Annotated in this window: 14 protein-coding genes; all 14 read left to right on the top strand. The window is 42.3% G+C overall.

The genetic code is table 11. From position 1 onward, the window contains the following. The first annotated feature begins 234 nt into the window (after positions 1–234). Positions 235–1,143: an L-threonate dehydrogenase gene (ltnD, locus tag PSF28_RS19475; RefSeq protein WP_210835801.1), complete on the top strand. Its 909-nt coding sequence runs from the start codon at positions 235–237 to the stop codon at positions 1,141–1,143. Then, positions 1,140–2,417, top strand: a complete 1,278-nt coding sequence (otnK, locus tag PSF28_RS19470) for a 3-oxo-tetronate kinase (RefSeq protein ID WP_272685504.1) — start codon at positions 1,140–1,142, stop codon at positions 2,415–2,417. The genes ltnD and otnK overlap by 4 nt, the downstream gene beginning before the upstream one ends. Beyond that, positions 2,410–3,051 carry a 3-oxo-tetronate 4-phosphate decarboxylase gene (gene otnC / locus PSF28_RS19465; protein WP_004260842.1) on the top strand — a complete coding sequence of 214 codons (642 nt, stop codon included), beginning with the start codon at positions 2,410–2,412 and terminating at the stop codon, positions 3,049–3,051. Before otnK ends, otnC begins: the two co-directional genes overlap by 8 nt. A gap of 10 nt (positions 3,052–3,061) precedes the next feature. Continuing rightward, entirely contained in the window at positions 3,062–3,841 is a 780-nt protein-coding gene (gene otnI, locus PSF28_RS19460; protein WP_272685503.1) for a 2-oxo-tetronate isomerase, read from the top strand. A 12-nt stretch (positions 3,842–3,853) separates the two neighbouring features. Next, the gene (locus tag PSF28_RS19455) at positions 3,854–4,621 is read left to right on the top strand and encodes a DeoR/GlpR family DNA-binding transcription regulator (RefSeq protein ID WP_210835795.1); all 768 of its coding nucleotides are present in this window, start codon (positions 3,854–3,856) and stop codon (positions 4,619–4,621) included. 63 nt (positions 4,622–4,684) lie between these two features. After that, entirely contained in the window at positions 4,685–5,644 is a 960-nt protein-coding gene (denD, locus tag PSF28_RS19450) for a D-erythronate dehydrogenase (protein WP_272685502.1), read from the top strand. Positions 5,645–5,654: 10 nt separating this feature from the next. After that, positions 5,655–7,031, top strand: coding sequence for a GntP family permease (locus PSF28_RS19445; RefSeq protein ID WP_004914902.1), 1,377 nt, complete (start codon positions 5,655–5,657; stop codon positions 7,029–7,031). A 289-nt stretch (positions 7,032–7,320) separates the two neighbouring features. Beyond that, a complete protein-coding gene (udp, locus tag PSF28_RS19440; RefSeq protein ID WP_004914901.1) occupies positions 7,321–8,079 on the top strand; it encodes a uridine phosphorylase in 759 nt (252 codons plus the stop codon). 274 nt (positions 8,080–8,353) lie between these two features. Continuing rightward, positions 8,354–9,136: a tyrosine-protein phosphatase gene (locus tag PSF28_RS19435; protein WP_210835791.1), complete on the top strand. Its 783-nt coding sequence runs from the start codon at positions 8,354–8,356 to the stop codon at positions 9,134–9,136. 150 nt (positions 9,137–9,286) lie between these two features. Next, positions 9,287–9,817, top strand: coding sequence for a DedA family protein (locus PSF28_RS19430; RefSeq protein WP_004914898.1), 531 nt, complete (start codon positions 9,287–9,289; stop codon positions 9,815–9,817). A gap of 107 nt (positions 9,818–9,924) precedes the next feature. Then, positions 9,925–11,280 carry a DNA recombination protein RmuC gene (gene rmuC / locus PSF28_RS19425; RefSeq protein ID WP_210835788.1) on the top strand — a complete coding sequence of 452 codons (1,356 nt, stop codon included), beginning with the start codon at positions 9,925–9,927 and terminating at the stop codon, positions 11,278–11,280. A 75-nt stretch (positions 11,281–11,355) separates the two neighbouring features. Then, a complete protein-coding gene (gene ubiE / locus PSF28_RS19420; protein WP_047756010.1) occupies positions 11,356–12,111 on the top strand; it encodes a bifunctional demethylmenaquinone methyltransferase/2-methoxy-6-polyprenyl-1,4-benzoquinol methylase UbiE in 756 nt (251 codons plus the stop codon). A gap of 1 nt (position 12,112) precedes the next feature. Next, positions 12,113–12,766 (top strand): ubiquinone biosynthesis accessory factor UbiJ, encoded by a 654-nt coding sequence (locus PSF28_RS19415; protein ID WP_210835786.1) that lies wholly within the window; start codon positions 12,113–12,115, stop codon positions 12,764–12,766. After that, a complete protein-coding gene (ubiB, locus tag PSF28_RS19410) occupies positions 12,753–14,387 on the top strand; it encodes a ubiquinone biosynthesis regulatory protein kinase UbiB (protein ID WP_210835784.1) in 1,635 nt (544 codons plus the stop codon). The genes PSF28_RS19415 and ubiB overlap by 14 nt, the downstream gene beginning before the upstream one ends. Positions 14,388–14,449 lie beyond the last annotated feature (62 nt).

The following is a 14,449-nucleotide window of genomic DNA, read 5'->3' as shown; positions in this document are numbered from 1 at the left end:
TATCATTTGTGAATTAAACGTGAATAAACATAATATGCATCACATTTTTTATCACATCATCCTGTGAACGTGTGTTTAAGGTGAGCTTTCTTTTATTTTGTTTTAATTCAATTGTTTAGATTTAATTTGTTGGTTTTTTATATTATCTCAAATGTGATGTTAGTCATGTGTTTGTGAATTTTATTGTGTAAAAATTCACAACAGTCACGAAGATTAACAACATCAGGGGTCATTATGGGAAATTTCGTTAATAAAATTGGCGTGATTGGCCTAGGTTCTATGGGGATGGGGATCGCACAATCTCTTATAAAAAATAACATTCCTACCTATGGATTTGATTTAAACCAAGATGCATGCAAAAGCCTATTTAATGCAGGAGCAATTGCAGTGGGGCAAAATGCAGCGGAATTTGCCCATGAAATTGACGCTTTGTTGCTGGTGGTGGTTAATGGTCGTCAAGTTGAAGCCATTTTGTTTTCGGGTGAACAGCCTCTGGCTGAACAACTACGTCCCGGTACAATTATAGTGTTGCATAGCACACTCTCCGCGGAGCAAACCAAAAACATCGCTCAGCGCCTTGCCTTATATCAATTACCCCTTGTGGATGCGCCTATTTCAGGGGGGGCAATTAAAGCGGCTGAAGGAAAATTGACCGTAATGGCCTCAGGAGAGCCAGCTTTATTTGAGCAACTTTCACCTGTATTTGACGCTATTTCTGAGCGCCTATACCGCGTAGGGAATGAAGTTGGCTTAGGTTCAACCGTCAAAACGATTCACCAGTTATTAGCTGGGGTACATATTGCTGTTGCGGCAGAAAGTATGGCTTTAGCCGCCAAAGCGGGTATTGAGCTTGACGTGATGTACGACATTGTCACTCATGCAGCTGGAAATTCATGGATGTTTGAAAACCGTATGCAACATGTCTTAGACGGTGATTATACGCCAAAATCCTCAGTGGATATTTTTGTCAAAGATTTAGGGCTAGTGATGGAAACAGGAAAAGCATTAAATTTCCCATTACCACTTGCTTCAACAGCTCATCAAATGTTTATTTCAGCGAGCAATGAAGGCTTAGGTCAACAGGATGACAGCGCGGTGATTAAAACATTTAAAGGTATTACTTTACCGGAGAAAAAAGCATGACAGTGAAGTTAGGCGTAATAGCAGATGATTTTACCGGTGCGACAGATATTGCAGGCTTTATGGTACAAAACGGTTGGAAGGTTGTTCAGTTACTGAATGAACCCGATGAGAGCACACCAGTACCACAAGATGTTGATGCGATAGTGATTAGTTTAAAAAGCCGCTCTTGTCCTGTCGATGAAGCCGTCAGTGCATCGACCAATGCAGGTAATTGGCTGAAACAAAAAGCGCATTGCCAGCAAATTTTCTTTAAATATTGCTCGACGTTTGATTCAACCGAAAAAGGCAATATTGGCCCCGTTACAGATGCATTAATGGCACAACTGGGCACAAACTTAGCATTAGTTTGCCCCGCGCTACCCGTTAACGGTAGAACGGTGATTCATGGACATTTGTTTGTGAATGGCCAGCTACTCAATGAAAGTGGTATGCAGCACCATCCTGTAACGCCAATGACTGACGCAAATTTATTGCGTGTGATGGAAAAACAATCAAAAGGTCAAGCTGGTTTAATCAAACTTGAGGATATTCAAAAAGGCAGCGACGTTGTTAGCCAAAAACTGACCGAGTTAGCTCAACAAGGTGTGAGTTACGCGGTTGTTGATAGCTTAACAATGGATGATTTGCTCCCTATCGCACAAGCGGTTAAAGCGATGCCATTGTTGACAGGGGGTTCCGGTCTCGGTGCTGCACTGGCCAATGTGGATAGCCAATGTCCATGGGGCGGTACAACGCAACGAGGTGAAAAGCCAACAGGTAAAAATAGAAAAACAGTTATTTTATCGGGAAGTTGCTCGGTAATGACTAACAAACAAGTTCAGGCTTATCAGCAAGTTGCTCCTGCAAAAATGTTGGATGTGGGTGAGTGTTTAAATAACCCTGAGTATGCCAAAACATTGGCAGATTGGGTGCAAGCACAGCAACTAACGGGTTTGGCGCCAATGCTTTATGCCACTCAATCACCTGAATTACTGAAAAAAACACAAGAGAAATACGGTGCTGCGGAGTCGAGTTTCGCGGTTGAGAAGGTCTTTGGTGAGGTCGTTGTGCTGTTGCAAGCGAAAGGGTATGACACCTTTATTATTGCTGGTGGTGAAACATCAGGAAAAGTGGTTCAAAGCCTTGGGACAGAACAATTAAGTATTGGCTCACCAATCGCCCCAGGTGTGCCATGGGTACAGGACTTAGCAAGCGGTAACTGGTTAGCGTTGAAATCAGGTAATTTCGGCCAAGAAAATTTCTTCCAGTTTGCACAGGAGATGTTTAATGAGTGATGAAAAGGCGCTGCGCCAAGAGTTAGTCGATTGGGCTAAATCAATGTTTAACCGTGGTTACAGCAGCGGTGGTGCAGGAAATATTAGTGCTCGGTTACCTGATGGTTCGATTATTGTGACACCGACAAACTCCAGTTTTGGTGATTTAGACCCTAACAAACTGAGTAAACTCGATGCACAAGGAAATTGGATCGGGGGAGATAAACCGACAAAAGAAGTTTCTATGCACATGGCGATGTATTTGCAACGCCCTGATTGCCAAGCAGTTGTTCATCTTCATTCACCTTGGTTAACCGCGTTGTCTTGCTTACCGGGGTTAGATACAAAAAATTGTTTACCTCCAATCACACCTTATTATGTGATGCGAGTGGGAAAATTGCCATTGATTGAATACTTGCCACCGGGGGATGACCGAATTGGTGAGGAAATTGCAAAATTAGCACCGACACATAATGCGGTATTGCTATCGAATCATGGTCCGGTCGTGGGTGGCAAAACGTTAAGGCAAGCGTTCTTCAATGCAGAAGAGTTAGAAGATACCGCTCGCTTATATATCACATTACGCCCACATGGCTTTACAACATTAACGCAAGAGCAAGTTGAACAGCTCGAAAGTCGTTATCCACAAAAGTAGCGAGGCGAAAATGGCTAAATTTGCTGCAAATTTAAGCATGATGTTTACCGAAGTGCCTTTTATACAGCGCTTTGAACGTGCTGCAAATGCGGGGTTTAACGGTGTTGAATATCTCTTCCCTTATGAAGAAGATGCCAATGTCATTGCGGGTGAACTGAGTAAACACCATTTAACACAGGCCCTGTTTAATATGCCTGCGGGAAATTGGGCTTTGGGGGAGCGCGGTATGGCTTCGATCCCGGGTCGTGAGAACGAATTTGCCGAAGGCGTACAAACTGCATTGAAATACGCAAAAGCATTAGGCTGTAAACAAGTTCATGCGATGGCGGGGAAAGTGAATGAAAATTATACACTTGAACAGCAAACCGCGTGCTTTATCAAAAATATTCAATATGCGGCAGATGTGATGGCTGAGCACGGTATTCGTGTGCTTATCGAACCCATCAATACCCGCGATATGCCTGGGTATTTTTTGACGACGCAAAAACAAGCGGAAGCATTACTGCCTGAAATTAATCGTGAAAATGTATTTATCCAGTTGGATTTATATCACTGCCAAATTATGGAAGGTGATTTATTGAAAACAATTGAACGTTTATGGGGTAAATTTAGTCACATTCAGATAGCGTCAGTCCCATATCGTCATGAACCGGATAGCGGTGAAGTCAATTATCCATGGATTTTTAAGCAGTTGGATGAAATGGGTTATGAGGGTTGGTTAGGATGTGAATACCATCCTGCAGGCCGCACCGAAGATGGATTAGGCTGGCTTAAACAAGCAAATTCATAATTAGGAGAACCTATGCTCCCTTCTGAGCGTCGTGATTTTATTTACCGTTACGTGTATGAACATCAAACCGTATCGATCAGTGATTTGGTTGATCTAATGAATGTCTCTCATATGACAGTACGACGTGATATTCGGATGTTAGAAGAAGAAGGGAAGGTGCTCAGTATCAGTGGTGGCGTTAAGTTAAATGATGTGTTGCGCCAAGAGCTACCTTGGAGTGAAAAGGCGCGGTTGCATCATCGCCATAAGCGTGAAATTGGTCAGTTTGCCAGCTCATTAGTTGAAGATGGGCAAGTGGTGTATCTCGATGCAGGAACCACCACTTTTGAGATAGCGCGCGTACTCGGTGAGCGTTTTAACTTAACGATTGTCACTAATGATTTTTCGATTATGCAGTACTTAATGAATAAATCGCAGCTAAACCTATACCACACCGGGGGATTGGTGGATAAACGTAACCATTCTAGTGTAGGAAATACGGCTGCGATGATGCTGAAAACGCTCAATGTTGATATTGCTTTTATCAGCACCAGTTCATGGGATTTACAGCACGGGGTTTCTACCCCACATGAAGAAAAAGTTCAGATAAAACAAACGCTATTGGATGTTGCCCGTCGCTGTGTATTGGTTTCAGACAGTAGCAAATTCGGCAAATATGGCATGTTTCGTGTTTGCCCATTGAATCAATTGCACGACATCATTTGCGATGACCAGTTGCCAGCTGATGTGGTGCAGCGGATAACAGAACAAAACATAAAACTTCATTTAATCAAGACATAAAGCATAAATAATCTTACCTAAAACTGCATAGCCAGCTAAAAGGCTATAGCAAGGAGAATTACAATGAAAGTTATTATTACTGGTGGCGCAGGCTTTCTGGGCCAGCAGCTAGCCGCTGCTTTGCTTAAAAATAGCCAGGGTTTAAAATTTGACCACCTTGTTTTAGCCGATATTCAATGCCCTACATCACCAGTTGAAGATGCCAGAGTCAGTTGCGTTGCGCTAGATTTAACGCAAGCAGGCGCGGCCGATAAACTGATCGATGCACAAACTGATGTGGTTTTCCACCTTGCCGCTATCGTGAGTAGCCACGCTGAAAGTGACTTTGACTTGGGTATGAAGGTTAACTTCGAAGCTACTCGCCAATTATTGGAAGTTGCTCGTGCCAAGAACCCAGCAATCAAATTTATGTTTACCAGTTCTCTTGCCGTGTTTGGTGGTGAGCTACCGGATGTCATCACAGACTTGTGTGTCGTTAACCCACAATCGTCCTATGGTGCTCAAAAAGCAATGTGTGAACTGATGGTCAATGACTATTCACGTAAAGGCTTTGTTGATGGTCGGGTGATGCGTTTGCCAACCATCAGTATTCGTCCTGGTGTACCCAATAAAGCGGCATCTTCATTCGCAAGCGGCATTATTCGTGAACCATTAAATGGGGTTGAAAGTGTTTGCCCTGTCTCCCCTGACCTTGCGCTATGGTTATCCAGCCCTGAAACCGTGATTAATAACTTTATTCAAGCGGTCAGTATCCCTGCTGAGAAATTCGGTAAATCTCGCACTGTGAACCTACCAGGTATTACCGTTACTGTTCAAGGCATGATTGATGCACTGCGTGATGTTGCAGGGCAAGAAGCGGTGGATCTTATTCGTTTTGAACCTGATGAAGGCATTAACCGCATTGTGGCGAGCTGGCCGGGTAAATTTGATATCAGCCGTGCATTGGATCTCGGTTTCCGTGCAGATGGCTCGTTTGGTGATGCGATCCGTTCGTTTATCACTCACCACGGCTCGTCTAAGTAGGAGATAGCCTATGTCCTATATTCCTGTTATTGGCCTCGCAGTGGCCATATTTGTCCTGATCTTTTTAGTATTACGCACGCGTGTTCATGCGTTATTAGCCATGCTAATTGCTGCGGCAATCGCGGGTGTATCTGGTGGTTTGACCGCCGCAGAGACAGTGACAGTCATTACAAAAGGCTTTGGGTCAACACTTGGTAGCATCGGTATTGTTATCGGACTCGGGGTAATGATGGGAAGGGTGCTGGAAGTTTCAGGTGCTGCTGAACAAATCGCTTATAGCTTTATCAAATGGTTAGGTAAAAAACGTGAAGAATGGGCGTTAGCGATTACGGGTTATATTGTTAGTATTCCTATCTTTGTTGACTCTGCTTTTGTGATTTTATACCCATTGGCAAAAGCATTAGCCAAAAATGGTAAACGTAGCATACTAACTTTAGGCGTTGCACTCGCTGGTGGGTTAGTGGTGACACACCACACCGTTCCACCAACACCAGGGCCTTTAGGCGTGGCAGGGATTTTTGGTGTCGATGTTGGCGCCATGATCCTAGCGGGTATGAGCCTGGCTATCCCTTGTGTTATCGGTATTGTGTTTTACGCAAAATGGTTAGGGACTAAGTACCCTGAATTTATGCCAGATGAAACGGGCAGCGAAGACCTGAAAGAAGTTCATGCTCGTTATATGGAAGAAAAAGCGAATAAGCCATTACCAAGCCTGTTCTTATCGCTTTTACCGATTATTACACCTATTTTGTTAATTTTTATCAATGCTATCAATGGATTAATTCTCAAAACAGAATCTTTCCAAGGTATGGAAAGTAATTGGTATTTCCAAACATTTGAATTCTTAGGCGCACCAATTATTGCATTATCAATTAGTGTGTTGATCTCTGTTTACACATTAATGCCAAAAGCAACAAAAGAAGAAGTCATCGACCGTATGGAAGAAGGCTTACAAGCAGCGGGTATTATCCTGCTAGTTACGGGTGCGGGTGGTGCATTAGGTGCGGTACTGCGTGATAGTGGCACAGGAAATATTCTTGCTGAACATGTTGCAAATCTGCCGATTACACCAGTATTGATTCCGTTTATCATCGCGACATTGGTTCGTTTGATTCAAGGTTCGGGTACGGTAGCAATGATTACCGCAGCATCTATTTCTGCACCAATCATTAGCCAAATACCGGATATTAACTTATTGGTCGCTGCGCAAGCGGCAACCATGGGGTCTCTGTTCTTCGGTTACTTCAACGACAGCCTGTACTGGGTGGTGAACAGAATGATGGGAATTAAGGACGTTAAACAACAAATGATTGTTTGGTCTATTCCGACCACCATTGCGTGGGCGATAGGCCTAGTTGGTGTCCTCGTTCTTGATGTAATTCTCTAACATAGCGTTATCAGTTTTAGTTCTGCCAAATAATCAAAGCGCCCAGCAATTAGGGGCGCTTTTGTCGTTATGCCAAACTTTCATCTATACTGATGGCAATGGAATTCAAAGAGAAATAAAACCCATGAATTTATGTGATGTATATCACTAAATTATGAAATCAATATTTTATTGTTTTCATTAAAAGTGATGTTCATCACTAAAAAAATATCGTTTTCTCGCTATATTACAAATAACGATTAATCAGTATTGACTGATTTAATGATGCCATTGTGTAAAGGAGTTTGAAATGTCTGACGTTTTCCACTTAGGTTTAAAGAAAAGTGACTTACAGGGTGCGACCGTAGCGATTGTTCCTGGGGATCCTAACCGTGTTGAAAAAATTGCACGTCTGATGGATAACCCTGTGCACCTTGCGTCATTACGTGAATACACCTCTTGGCGTGGTGAACTCGACGGAAAAGCCGTCATTGTTTGTTCAACCGGTATCGGTGGTCCATCGACGTCAATTGCAGTTGAAGAACTTGCACAGCTTGGTATCCGTACTTTCTTACGTATTGGTACAACAGGTGCAATCCAAGAAGATATCAATGTCGGTGATGTTTTGGTGACAACTGGGGCAGTGCGCCTAGACGGTGCTAGCCAACACTTCGCACCATTAGAATACCCAGCCGTTGCTGATTTTGACTGTACCAATGCGCTTTATGCCGCAGCGAAAGATGCCGGTGCGACCGTTCATGTTGGTGTTACTGCATCATCGGATACCTTCTACCCAGGTCAAGAGCGTTATGATACCTATACTGGCCGTGTGATGCGTCATTTCAGAGGTTCGATGAAAGAGTGGCAAGACATGGGCGTAATGAACTACGAAATGGAATCAGCCACATTGCTGACTATGTGTTCTAGTAGTAAAGGGTTACGAGCTGGTATGGTTGCGGGTGTTATCGTGAATCGTACTCAACAAGAAATTCCAAATGAAGCGTTACTGAAGAAAACTGAAGGTAACGTATTAAGTATTGTGGTTGAAGCTGCACGCCGCTTACTGTAGTCCGTGATTTACTGGCCCGTTTACTTGACTTTCACTCGGTTGTGGACAAAAAGTAAGCGGGCTTAGTCCCTTGACCCACTTTTCATTTCTCTTTATTTCCTCGATAGATTTGGCAATTACTAATCAATTTGCAGGAAATATTCTGATCCTCTTATTTGCTAGATCTGTTATTGTCATAAAAACAATTATCAATATTATGTGCCCTTAAATTATTCAGGTTACGTTTGTTTTATTGCTAACTGGAATGAAAGCTATAGGGCGAAAAGGAATTATTATGTCAACAACACCTTATCTTCATCCTTCTGTTCTGCCTTTGAAGGGCGGTATTAACTTCCGTGACCTCGGTGGTAAAAAACTTGCTAACGGTGGCAAAATCAAGCCCGGTGTCCTGTTTCGTTCCGGTGCGTTAGACCGATTAACACAGGAAGACGAAGCGGTTTTGCGTTCACAAAATCTTTTCCAAATTATTGACTATCGTGATGAAGCTGAAATTTTAGATAAACCTGATGTCATTTGGCAAGGAGCGCATTATGTACATGCGCCAGCAAATCCGCTAGCCAAAGAAGTCACCGCAAATTTAGATAAATTAACGCCAGAGATATTGGAACAATTTGATCCGCAAGCCTTTATGTTCCGTTTATATGAATTGTTACCACTGAACAATCCTGCTTATCATCAATTAGTCAATTTACTCAAACAACCAGAAAAAGGTGGCATAGTACAACACTGTGCGGTAGGAAAAGACCGTACAGGAGTCGGGTCTGCGCTCGTGTTATTTGCTTTAGGTGCAGATTTAGACACCGTAATGGAAGATTACTTACTGACTAATGAAACACTCGCACCTTACCGCAAACACTTACTTGAAGAGCATGCAAAAACGATGGACGAAAGCATCGTGAAAAAATTTGAGTACGTCTATTCGGTACGTGAAGACTTCTTGAGAACAGCACTAAACAGTGTTGAAAGCCAGTATGGCAATGTTGACCAATGGCTAGAAAAAGATTTTGGTTTAGGAAGGCCGCAACGAGAAGCACTGCAAAGCCAGTTTCTGGACTAAGTTGCTCTAATTGGAATATGAGTTGTCGGATAATCCGTTTTTCTTTATCCACAACTCGGTTTTTCCAAAGGTGTTTTGGCTTTGTTTAACGTTGATTTACCACTTTTTCGCTACAGTATTCTGATTATCCCCTAATGAAAGGAACTGACCGTGACACTCAATGAAATTGTCACCATAGTGACGGACTTTACACGCGAACATGAAGTATGGGCGCTTCCTATTATTTTCTTTCTGGCTTTTGGGGAATCTCTGGCATTTTTGTCGCTTCTGTTACCTGCAACGGTCATTTTACTCGCGCTCGGTGCTTTGATTGGTGAAAGTAATATTACTTTCTGGCCAATATGGTTAGCAGCAGCACTCGGTGCTTTTTTTGGAGACTGGCTTTCTTATTGGTTTGGTTATCATTACAAAGAAAATGTACGCCATATGTGGCCGATTTCTCGTAACCCGCAAATGATTGATAAAGGGCAACGTTTCTTTGACCGATGGGGTATTTGGGGCATTTTCTTTGGGCGCTTCTTCGGGCCTTTGCGAGCCATTGTTCCCTTGGTTGCAGGGATTTGCGCCATGCCACAACGGCATTTCCAACTCGCTAATATCGCTTCTGCGATGATTTGGGCATTTGGTATTCTAGCGCCTGGGGCATTAGGCTTGAAATGGTTTGCGAGCTGGATAGGCTAAGCTTGCGAAGCGCTTCGCAAAATTTTCTTCGATGGCTAAATTACCTCTGGACACTTATACAGTATCCCATTACCTTACACTAGACTTTGTAAAGTAAGGATTTAACCGTGGATACCTCTCTTTTATATGCTGTTATTGGTGCGTTGAGTGGCGTTTTAATTGGTGGCTTGGCTACGTGGTTCTCTATTGCCCAAAAAATTACGCAAAAAGATCAGGAACTGCAACAACTCAACCGCCAACTTGCGGCAAGTGACGAAAAAAATATTCACCTCGCGCAATGGAAAGAAGAATACGACAGGCTAGATCAAGAACTGCGTACTCAAAGGGATATTAACCGAGAGCAAGAAGCAGAGCTTCGCGAGGTAATCACCCGTTTTGAACAGAACCAGCTAGCCAACGAAGAAAAACAGCGCATTTTACAAAACAGTGAACAACGGCTGACGGCACAGTTTGAAAACTTAGCTAACCGTATTTTTGAACAAAATGAGCGTCGTGCATCTGAGCAACAACAGAAAAGCCTATTGGCGATGTTATCACCTTTTCGTGAGCAATTAGAAGGATTTCGTCAGCAAGTTCAACAAAGTTTTGGTGAAGAAGCCAAAGAGCGCCACACTTTAGCCTATGAAATTCGTCAATTACAGCAGCTCAATAATCAAATGACCAAAGAGGCAGTTAACCTGACACGAGCGCTGAAAGGGGATAACAAAATTCAAGGGAACTGGGGGGAAACCATTCTTACTCGGATCCTCGAAGTTTCAGGTTTACGTGAAGGAAGTGAATTTGAAACCCAAGTTAGTATCAATACAAGTTATAATAGCCGTTATCAACCGGATGTGATTATTCATCTTCCAGAAGGGAAAGATGTGGTTGTTGATGCAAAAATGTCGCTGGTTTCCTATGAACATTACTTCAATAGCGAAGATCCACATGAACAGCAACAAGCGTTAAAAAATCATGTGGCATCTATCCGTAATCACATGCGTATGTTGAGTCGTAAAGATTACCACCAGTTACCGGGAATTCGTTCACTGGATTACGTTTTAATGTTTATCCCTATTGAACCTGCGTATTTACTGGCTTTGAAAGAAGCTCCCGAGTTACTTGATGAAGGAATTAAACAGAATATTATGTTAGTTTGTCCTTCCACATTGTTAGTGGCAGTGAGAACGATTAATAATATTTGGCGGTATGAACGCCAAGGGCAAAATGCTCAGGAGATAGCAAATAGAGCAGCAAAAATGTATGACAAGCTGCGTTTGTTTGTGGATGATATGCAGGTTTTAGGCGCCAGTCTTGATAAAGCCAATAATACTTACCTATCGGCAATGAAGCGTCTTGCTCAAGGGCGTGGAAATTTAATTAGCCAGGCGGAAAGTTTTAAAGAGTTAGGAGTCGAAATTAAGCAACCTATCTCGCCTCAATTGGTTGAGCGGTCTGATACGCCTAATTGTGCGGAATCTTAGACTTCTGATAGGGTTTTGGCTCAAAGACTGTTACACTTCCTACAAAAGTTTGAATGATAAGCAGGCATAAGAGAAATGACTGAACCAACTAAAGAAACCATTGATTTCGGTTTCCGTACTGTCGGCAAAGAAGATAAAGCTGGCCTAGTAGCGAATGTTTTTCACTCAGTAGCATCAAAATATGACTTAATGAATGATTTGATGTCGTTTGGTATTCATCGTATTTGGAAGCGTTTTACCATTGAGGCAAGTGGTGTCCGTCGTAATCAGCGGGTACTCGACCTTGCGGGTGGAACGGGTGACTTAACCGCTAAATTTTCACGTTTAGTGGGCGAAAAAGGCGAAGTCATACTCGCAGACATTAATGATTCAATGCTAAAAATGGGGCGTGAGAAATTACGTGATCTTGGTATTGTCGGTAATGTCAATTACGTGCAAGCCAATGCGGAAGAGCTACCATTCCCTGATAACTATTTTGACTGCATTACTATCTCTTTTGGCCTGCGTAATGTCACCGATAAAGACAAAGCGCTACGCTCTATGTTCCGAGTGTTAAAGCCAGGTGGGCGTTTATTGGTATTAGAGTTCTCAAAACCAGTTATTGAGCCACTGAATAAAGCTTATGATGCCTATTCATTTCATATACTCCCTCGTATTGGCCAAGCGATAGTTAATGATCCCGATAGCTATCGCTATTTAGCTGAATCAATCCGCATGCATCCAAACCAAGAAACACTAAAAGGTATGATGGAAAATGCAGGGTTTGAACAGGTTTCCTACACCAATATGACAGGTGGAATTGTCGCATTGCATAAAGGGTTTAAATTCTAAGATGGAAGCACCATCAACACATACCGAAAACCAAAATACAGTTTTGTATTCTTTGATCACAGCATTGATGGAAACCTCTCTTAATCACATGTTGTTCAAAGAAAAAGTTCTACAGCCAGCTAGGATGCGTTTGGCCGGCAAAGTTATGGCAATTGAACTTAAAGAACTGAATAAAACGTTGACACTCGTTTTTGCTGAAAATCATGTTGATGTGTTAAGCCAGTGGGTTGAACCTGCGGACTGTACCATAAAAACATCCATCTTTACGCTCGTTAAATTGAAAGACAAACAGCAATTAGCTCAACTTATCAATCGTGGTGATATCGTGATTGAAGGTGATATGCAAATTGTACAGCACTGGTCTTCTTTGCTTGACTTAGCTATTTGGAACCCTGCTCATTATCTGTCACCTTACATTGGTGATGTTGCAGCAGAGGGCCTTAGTAAGTTCCTGAATAAAGGTGTTTGCTTTGCATCTCATTTAGTAAAACGGCAAAAAACGTATATCAAAGACGCCATTGTTGAAGAATGGAAAATGGCTCCTAACCAGCTTGAACTCGCTCATTTTAGTGATGAAGTCGAGCAAGTGGAATATTCAATGAGTGCGCTTGAGCAACGGTTAAGCCAGTTGGAGGAGAAGAATGACACCCGGTGAAATAAAACGACTTTACTTCATTATTCGGGTTTTTCTCTCTTACGGATTAGACGAGTTAATCCCCAAAATTAAACTAACGTTACCATTAAGAATTGGTCGCTTAGGTTTCTTTTGGATCAGAAATAAGCATAAAGACAAAGCATTGGGTGAAAGGCTTCGTCTCGCCCTACAAGAACTCGGGCCGGTTTGGATCAAATTTGGCCAAATGCTATCGACTCGTCGAGATCTTTTCCCTCCCGCAATCGCAGATCAACTTTCGCTATTGCAAGACAAAGTCGCGAGTTTTGATGGCAAACTAGCACGAAGCTATATTGAAGAATCTCTCGAAGGTCCTTTAGAACAGTGGTTTGATGATTTTGATGAACAAGCTTTAGCTTCAGCATCTATTGCTCAGGTTCATACCGCAACATTAAAAGAAAATGGCAAAGATATTGTCATCAAAGTTATTCGCCCTGATATTTTGCCAATTATTAAAGCTGACATTAAATTAATGTACCGCATTGCCAATTGGGTTCCGTTGTTGCCAGATGGGCGACGGTTAAGACCTAAAGAAGTCGTGCGTGAATACGAAAAAACGTTGATTGATGAGCTGAATTTGCTTCGTGAATCAGCAAATGCCATTCAGCTTCGGCGTAATTTTGAAAACAGCGCAATGCTGTATGTGCCAGAGGTCTATCCAGACTATTGTCGTGAAAACGTGATGGTCATGGAACGTATATATGGGATCCCAGTTTCTGATATTGCTGCGCTTAAAGCGCAAGGAACCAATATGAAACTGCTGGCGGAACGTGGTGTTAAGGTCTTCTTTACACAAGTTTTTCGCGATAGTTTTTTCCATGCAGATATGCACCCAGGAAATATCTTTGTTAGTTACGATCATCCAGAAGATCCTCAATACATAGGAATAGACTGTGGAATAGTCGGTTCATTGAACAAAGAAGACAAACGTTATCTGGCAGAAAACTTTATCGCTTTTTTTAATCGTGATTACCGCAAAGTAGCAGAACTACACGTTGACTCAGGCTGGGTTCCTTCAGACACGAATGTGGAAGACTTTGAGTTTGCTATCCGTACGGTATGTGAACCTATTTTTGAAAAACCATTGGCTGAAATTTCGTTTGGGCAAGTGTTATTGAATTTATTTAATACGGCACGTCGTTTCAACATGGAAGTTCAGCCACAGTTGGTATTATTACAAAAAACATTATTGTATGTTGAGGGGTTAGGTCGGCAGCTTTACCCGCAGCTTGATCTCTGGAAAACAGCAAAACCATTCCTTGAGGATTGGGTTCATAGCCAAGTAGGGATACCAGCAATTACTCAAGCATTAAAAGAAAAAGCACCGTATTGGGCAGAAAAAATGCCTGAAATTCCTGATTTAATTTATGGTGCATTACGGCAACATAAGTACTTACAATCAAACATAGACCAACTAACGCAACAACTGAAAAGTCAGCGTAATAAACAGCGTAAATCTCAGTACCTTTTAGGTATAGGTGCCACATTTATTCTCTGTGGGAGTATGTTCCTTATTTCGAATCTCACCCCGTTTGGTATTGTGTTTATGGTGGCAGGAGCATTGTCTTGGTTGTTTGGTTGGTGTAAAACAGGCGGAAATTAAGTAAACTTTGTTTTGCGACAAGTTTATAAGGCTGTGAACATTTCCGTATTTTGTGTTGGTTG

It is taken from the genome of Providencia sp. PROV130 (genome assembly GCF_028482225.1).
GTDB classification, from domain to species: domain Bacteria; phylum Pseudomonadota; class Gammaproteobacteria; order Enterobacterales; family Enterobacteriaceae; genus Providencia; species Providencia rettgeri.
The sequence above is the reverse complement of the archived record's forward strand: the minus strand, read 5'-3'. Positions and strand labels throughout refer to the sequence as shown.

Coding starts and splice junctions, on each gene's coding strand:
- PSF28_RS19455 (WP_210835795.1), top strand. CDS start 3,854: ATGCTCCCTTCTGAGCGTCGTGATTTTATTTACCGTTACGTGTATGAA.
- udp (WP_004914901.1), top strand. CDS start 7,321: ATGTCTGACGTTTTCCACTTAGGTTTAAAGAAAAGTGACTTACAGGGT.
- PSF28_RS19435 (WP_210835791.1), top strand. CDS start 8,354: ATGTCAACAACACCTTATCTTCATCCTTCTGTTCTGCCTTTGAAGGGC.
- otnK (WP_272685504.1), top strand. CDS start 1,140: ATGACAGTGAAGTTAGGCGTAATAGCAGATGATTTTACCGGTGCGACA.
- ubiE (WP_047756010.1), top strand. CDS start 11,356: ATGACTGAACCAACTAAAGAAACCATTGATTTCGGTTTCCGTACTGTC.
- PSF28_RS19445 (WP_004914902.1), top strand. CDS start 5,655: ATGTCCTATATTCCTGTTATTGGCCTCGCAGTGGCCATATTTGTCCTG.
- ltnD (WP_210835801.1), top strand. CDS start 235: ATGGGAAATTTCGTTAATAAAATTGGCGTGATTGGCCTAGGTTCTATG.
- otnC (WP_004260842.1), top strand. CDS start 2,410: ATGAGTGATGAAAAGGCGCTGCGCCAAGAGTTAGTCGATTGGGCTAAA.
- denD (WP_272685502.1), top strand. CDS start 4,685: ATGAAAGTTATTATTACTGGTGGCGCAGGCTTTCTGGGCCAGCAGCTA.
- ubiB (WP_210835784.1), top strand. CDS start 12,753: ATGACACCCGGTGAAATAAAACGACTTTACTTCATTATTCGGGTTTTT.
- PSF28_RS19415 (WP_210835786.1), top strand. CDS start 12,113: ATGGAAGCACCATCAACACATACCGAAAACCAAAATACAGTTTTGTAT.
- otnI (WP_272685503.1), top strand. CDS start 3,062: ATGGCTAAATTTGCTGCAAATTTAAGCATGATGTTTACCGAAGTGCCT.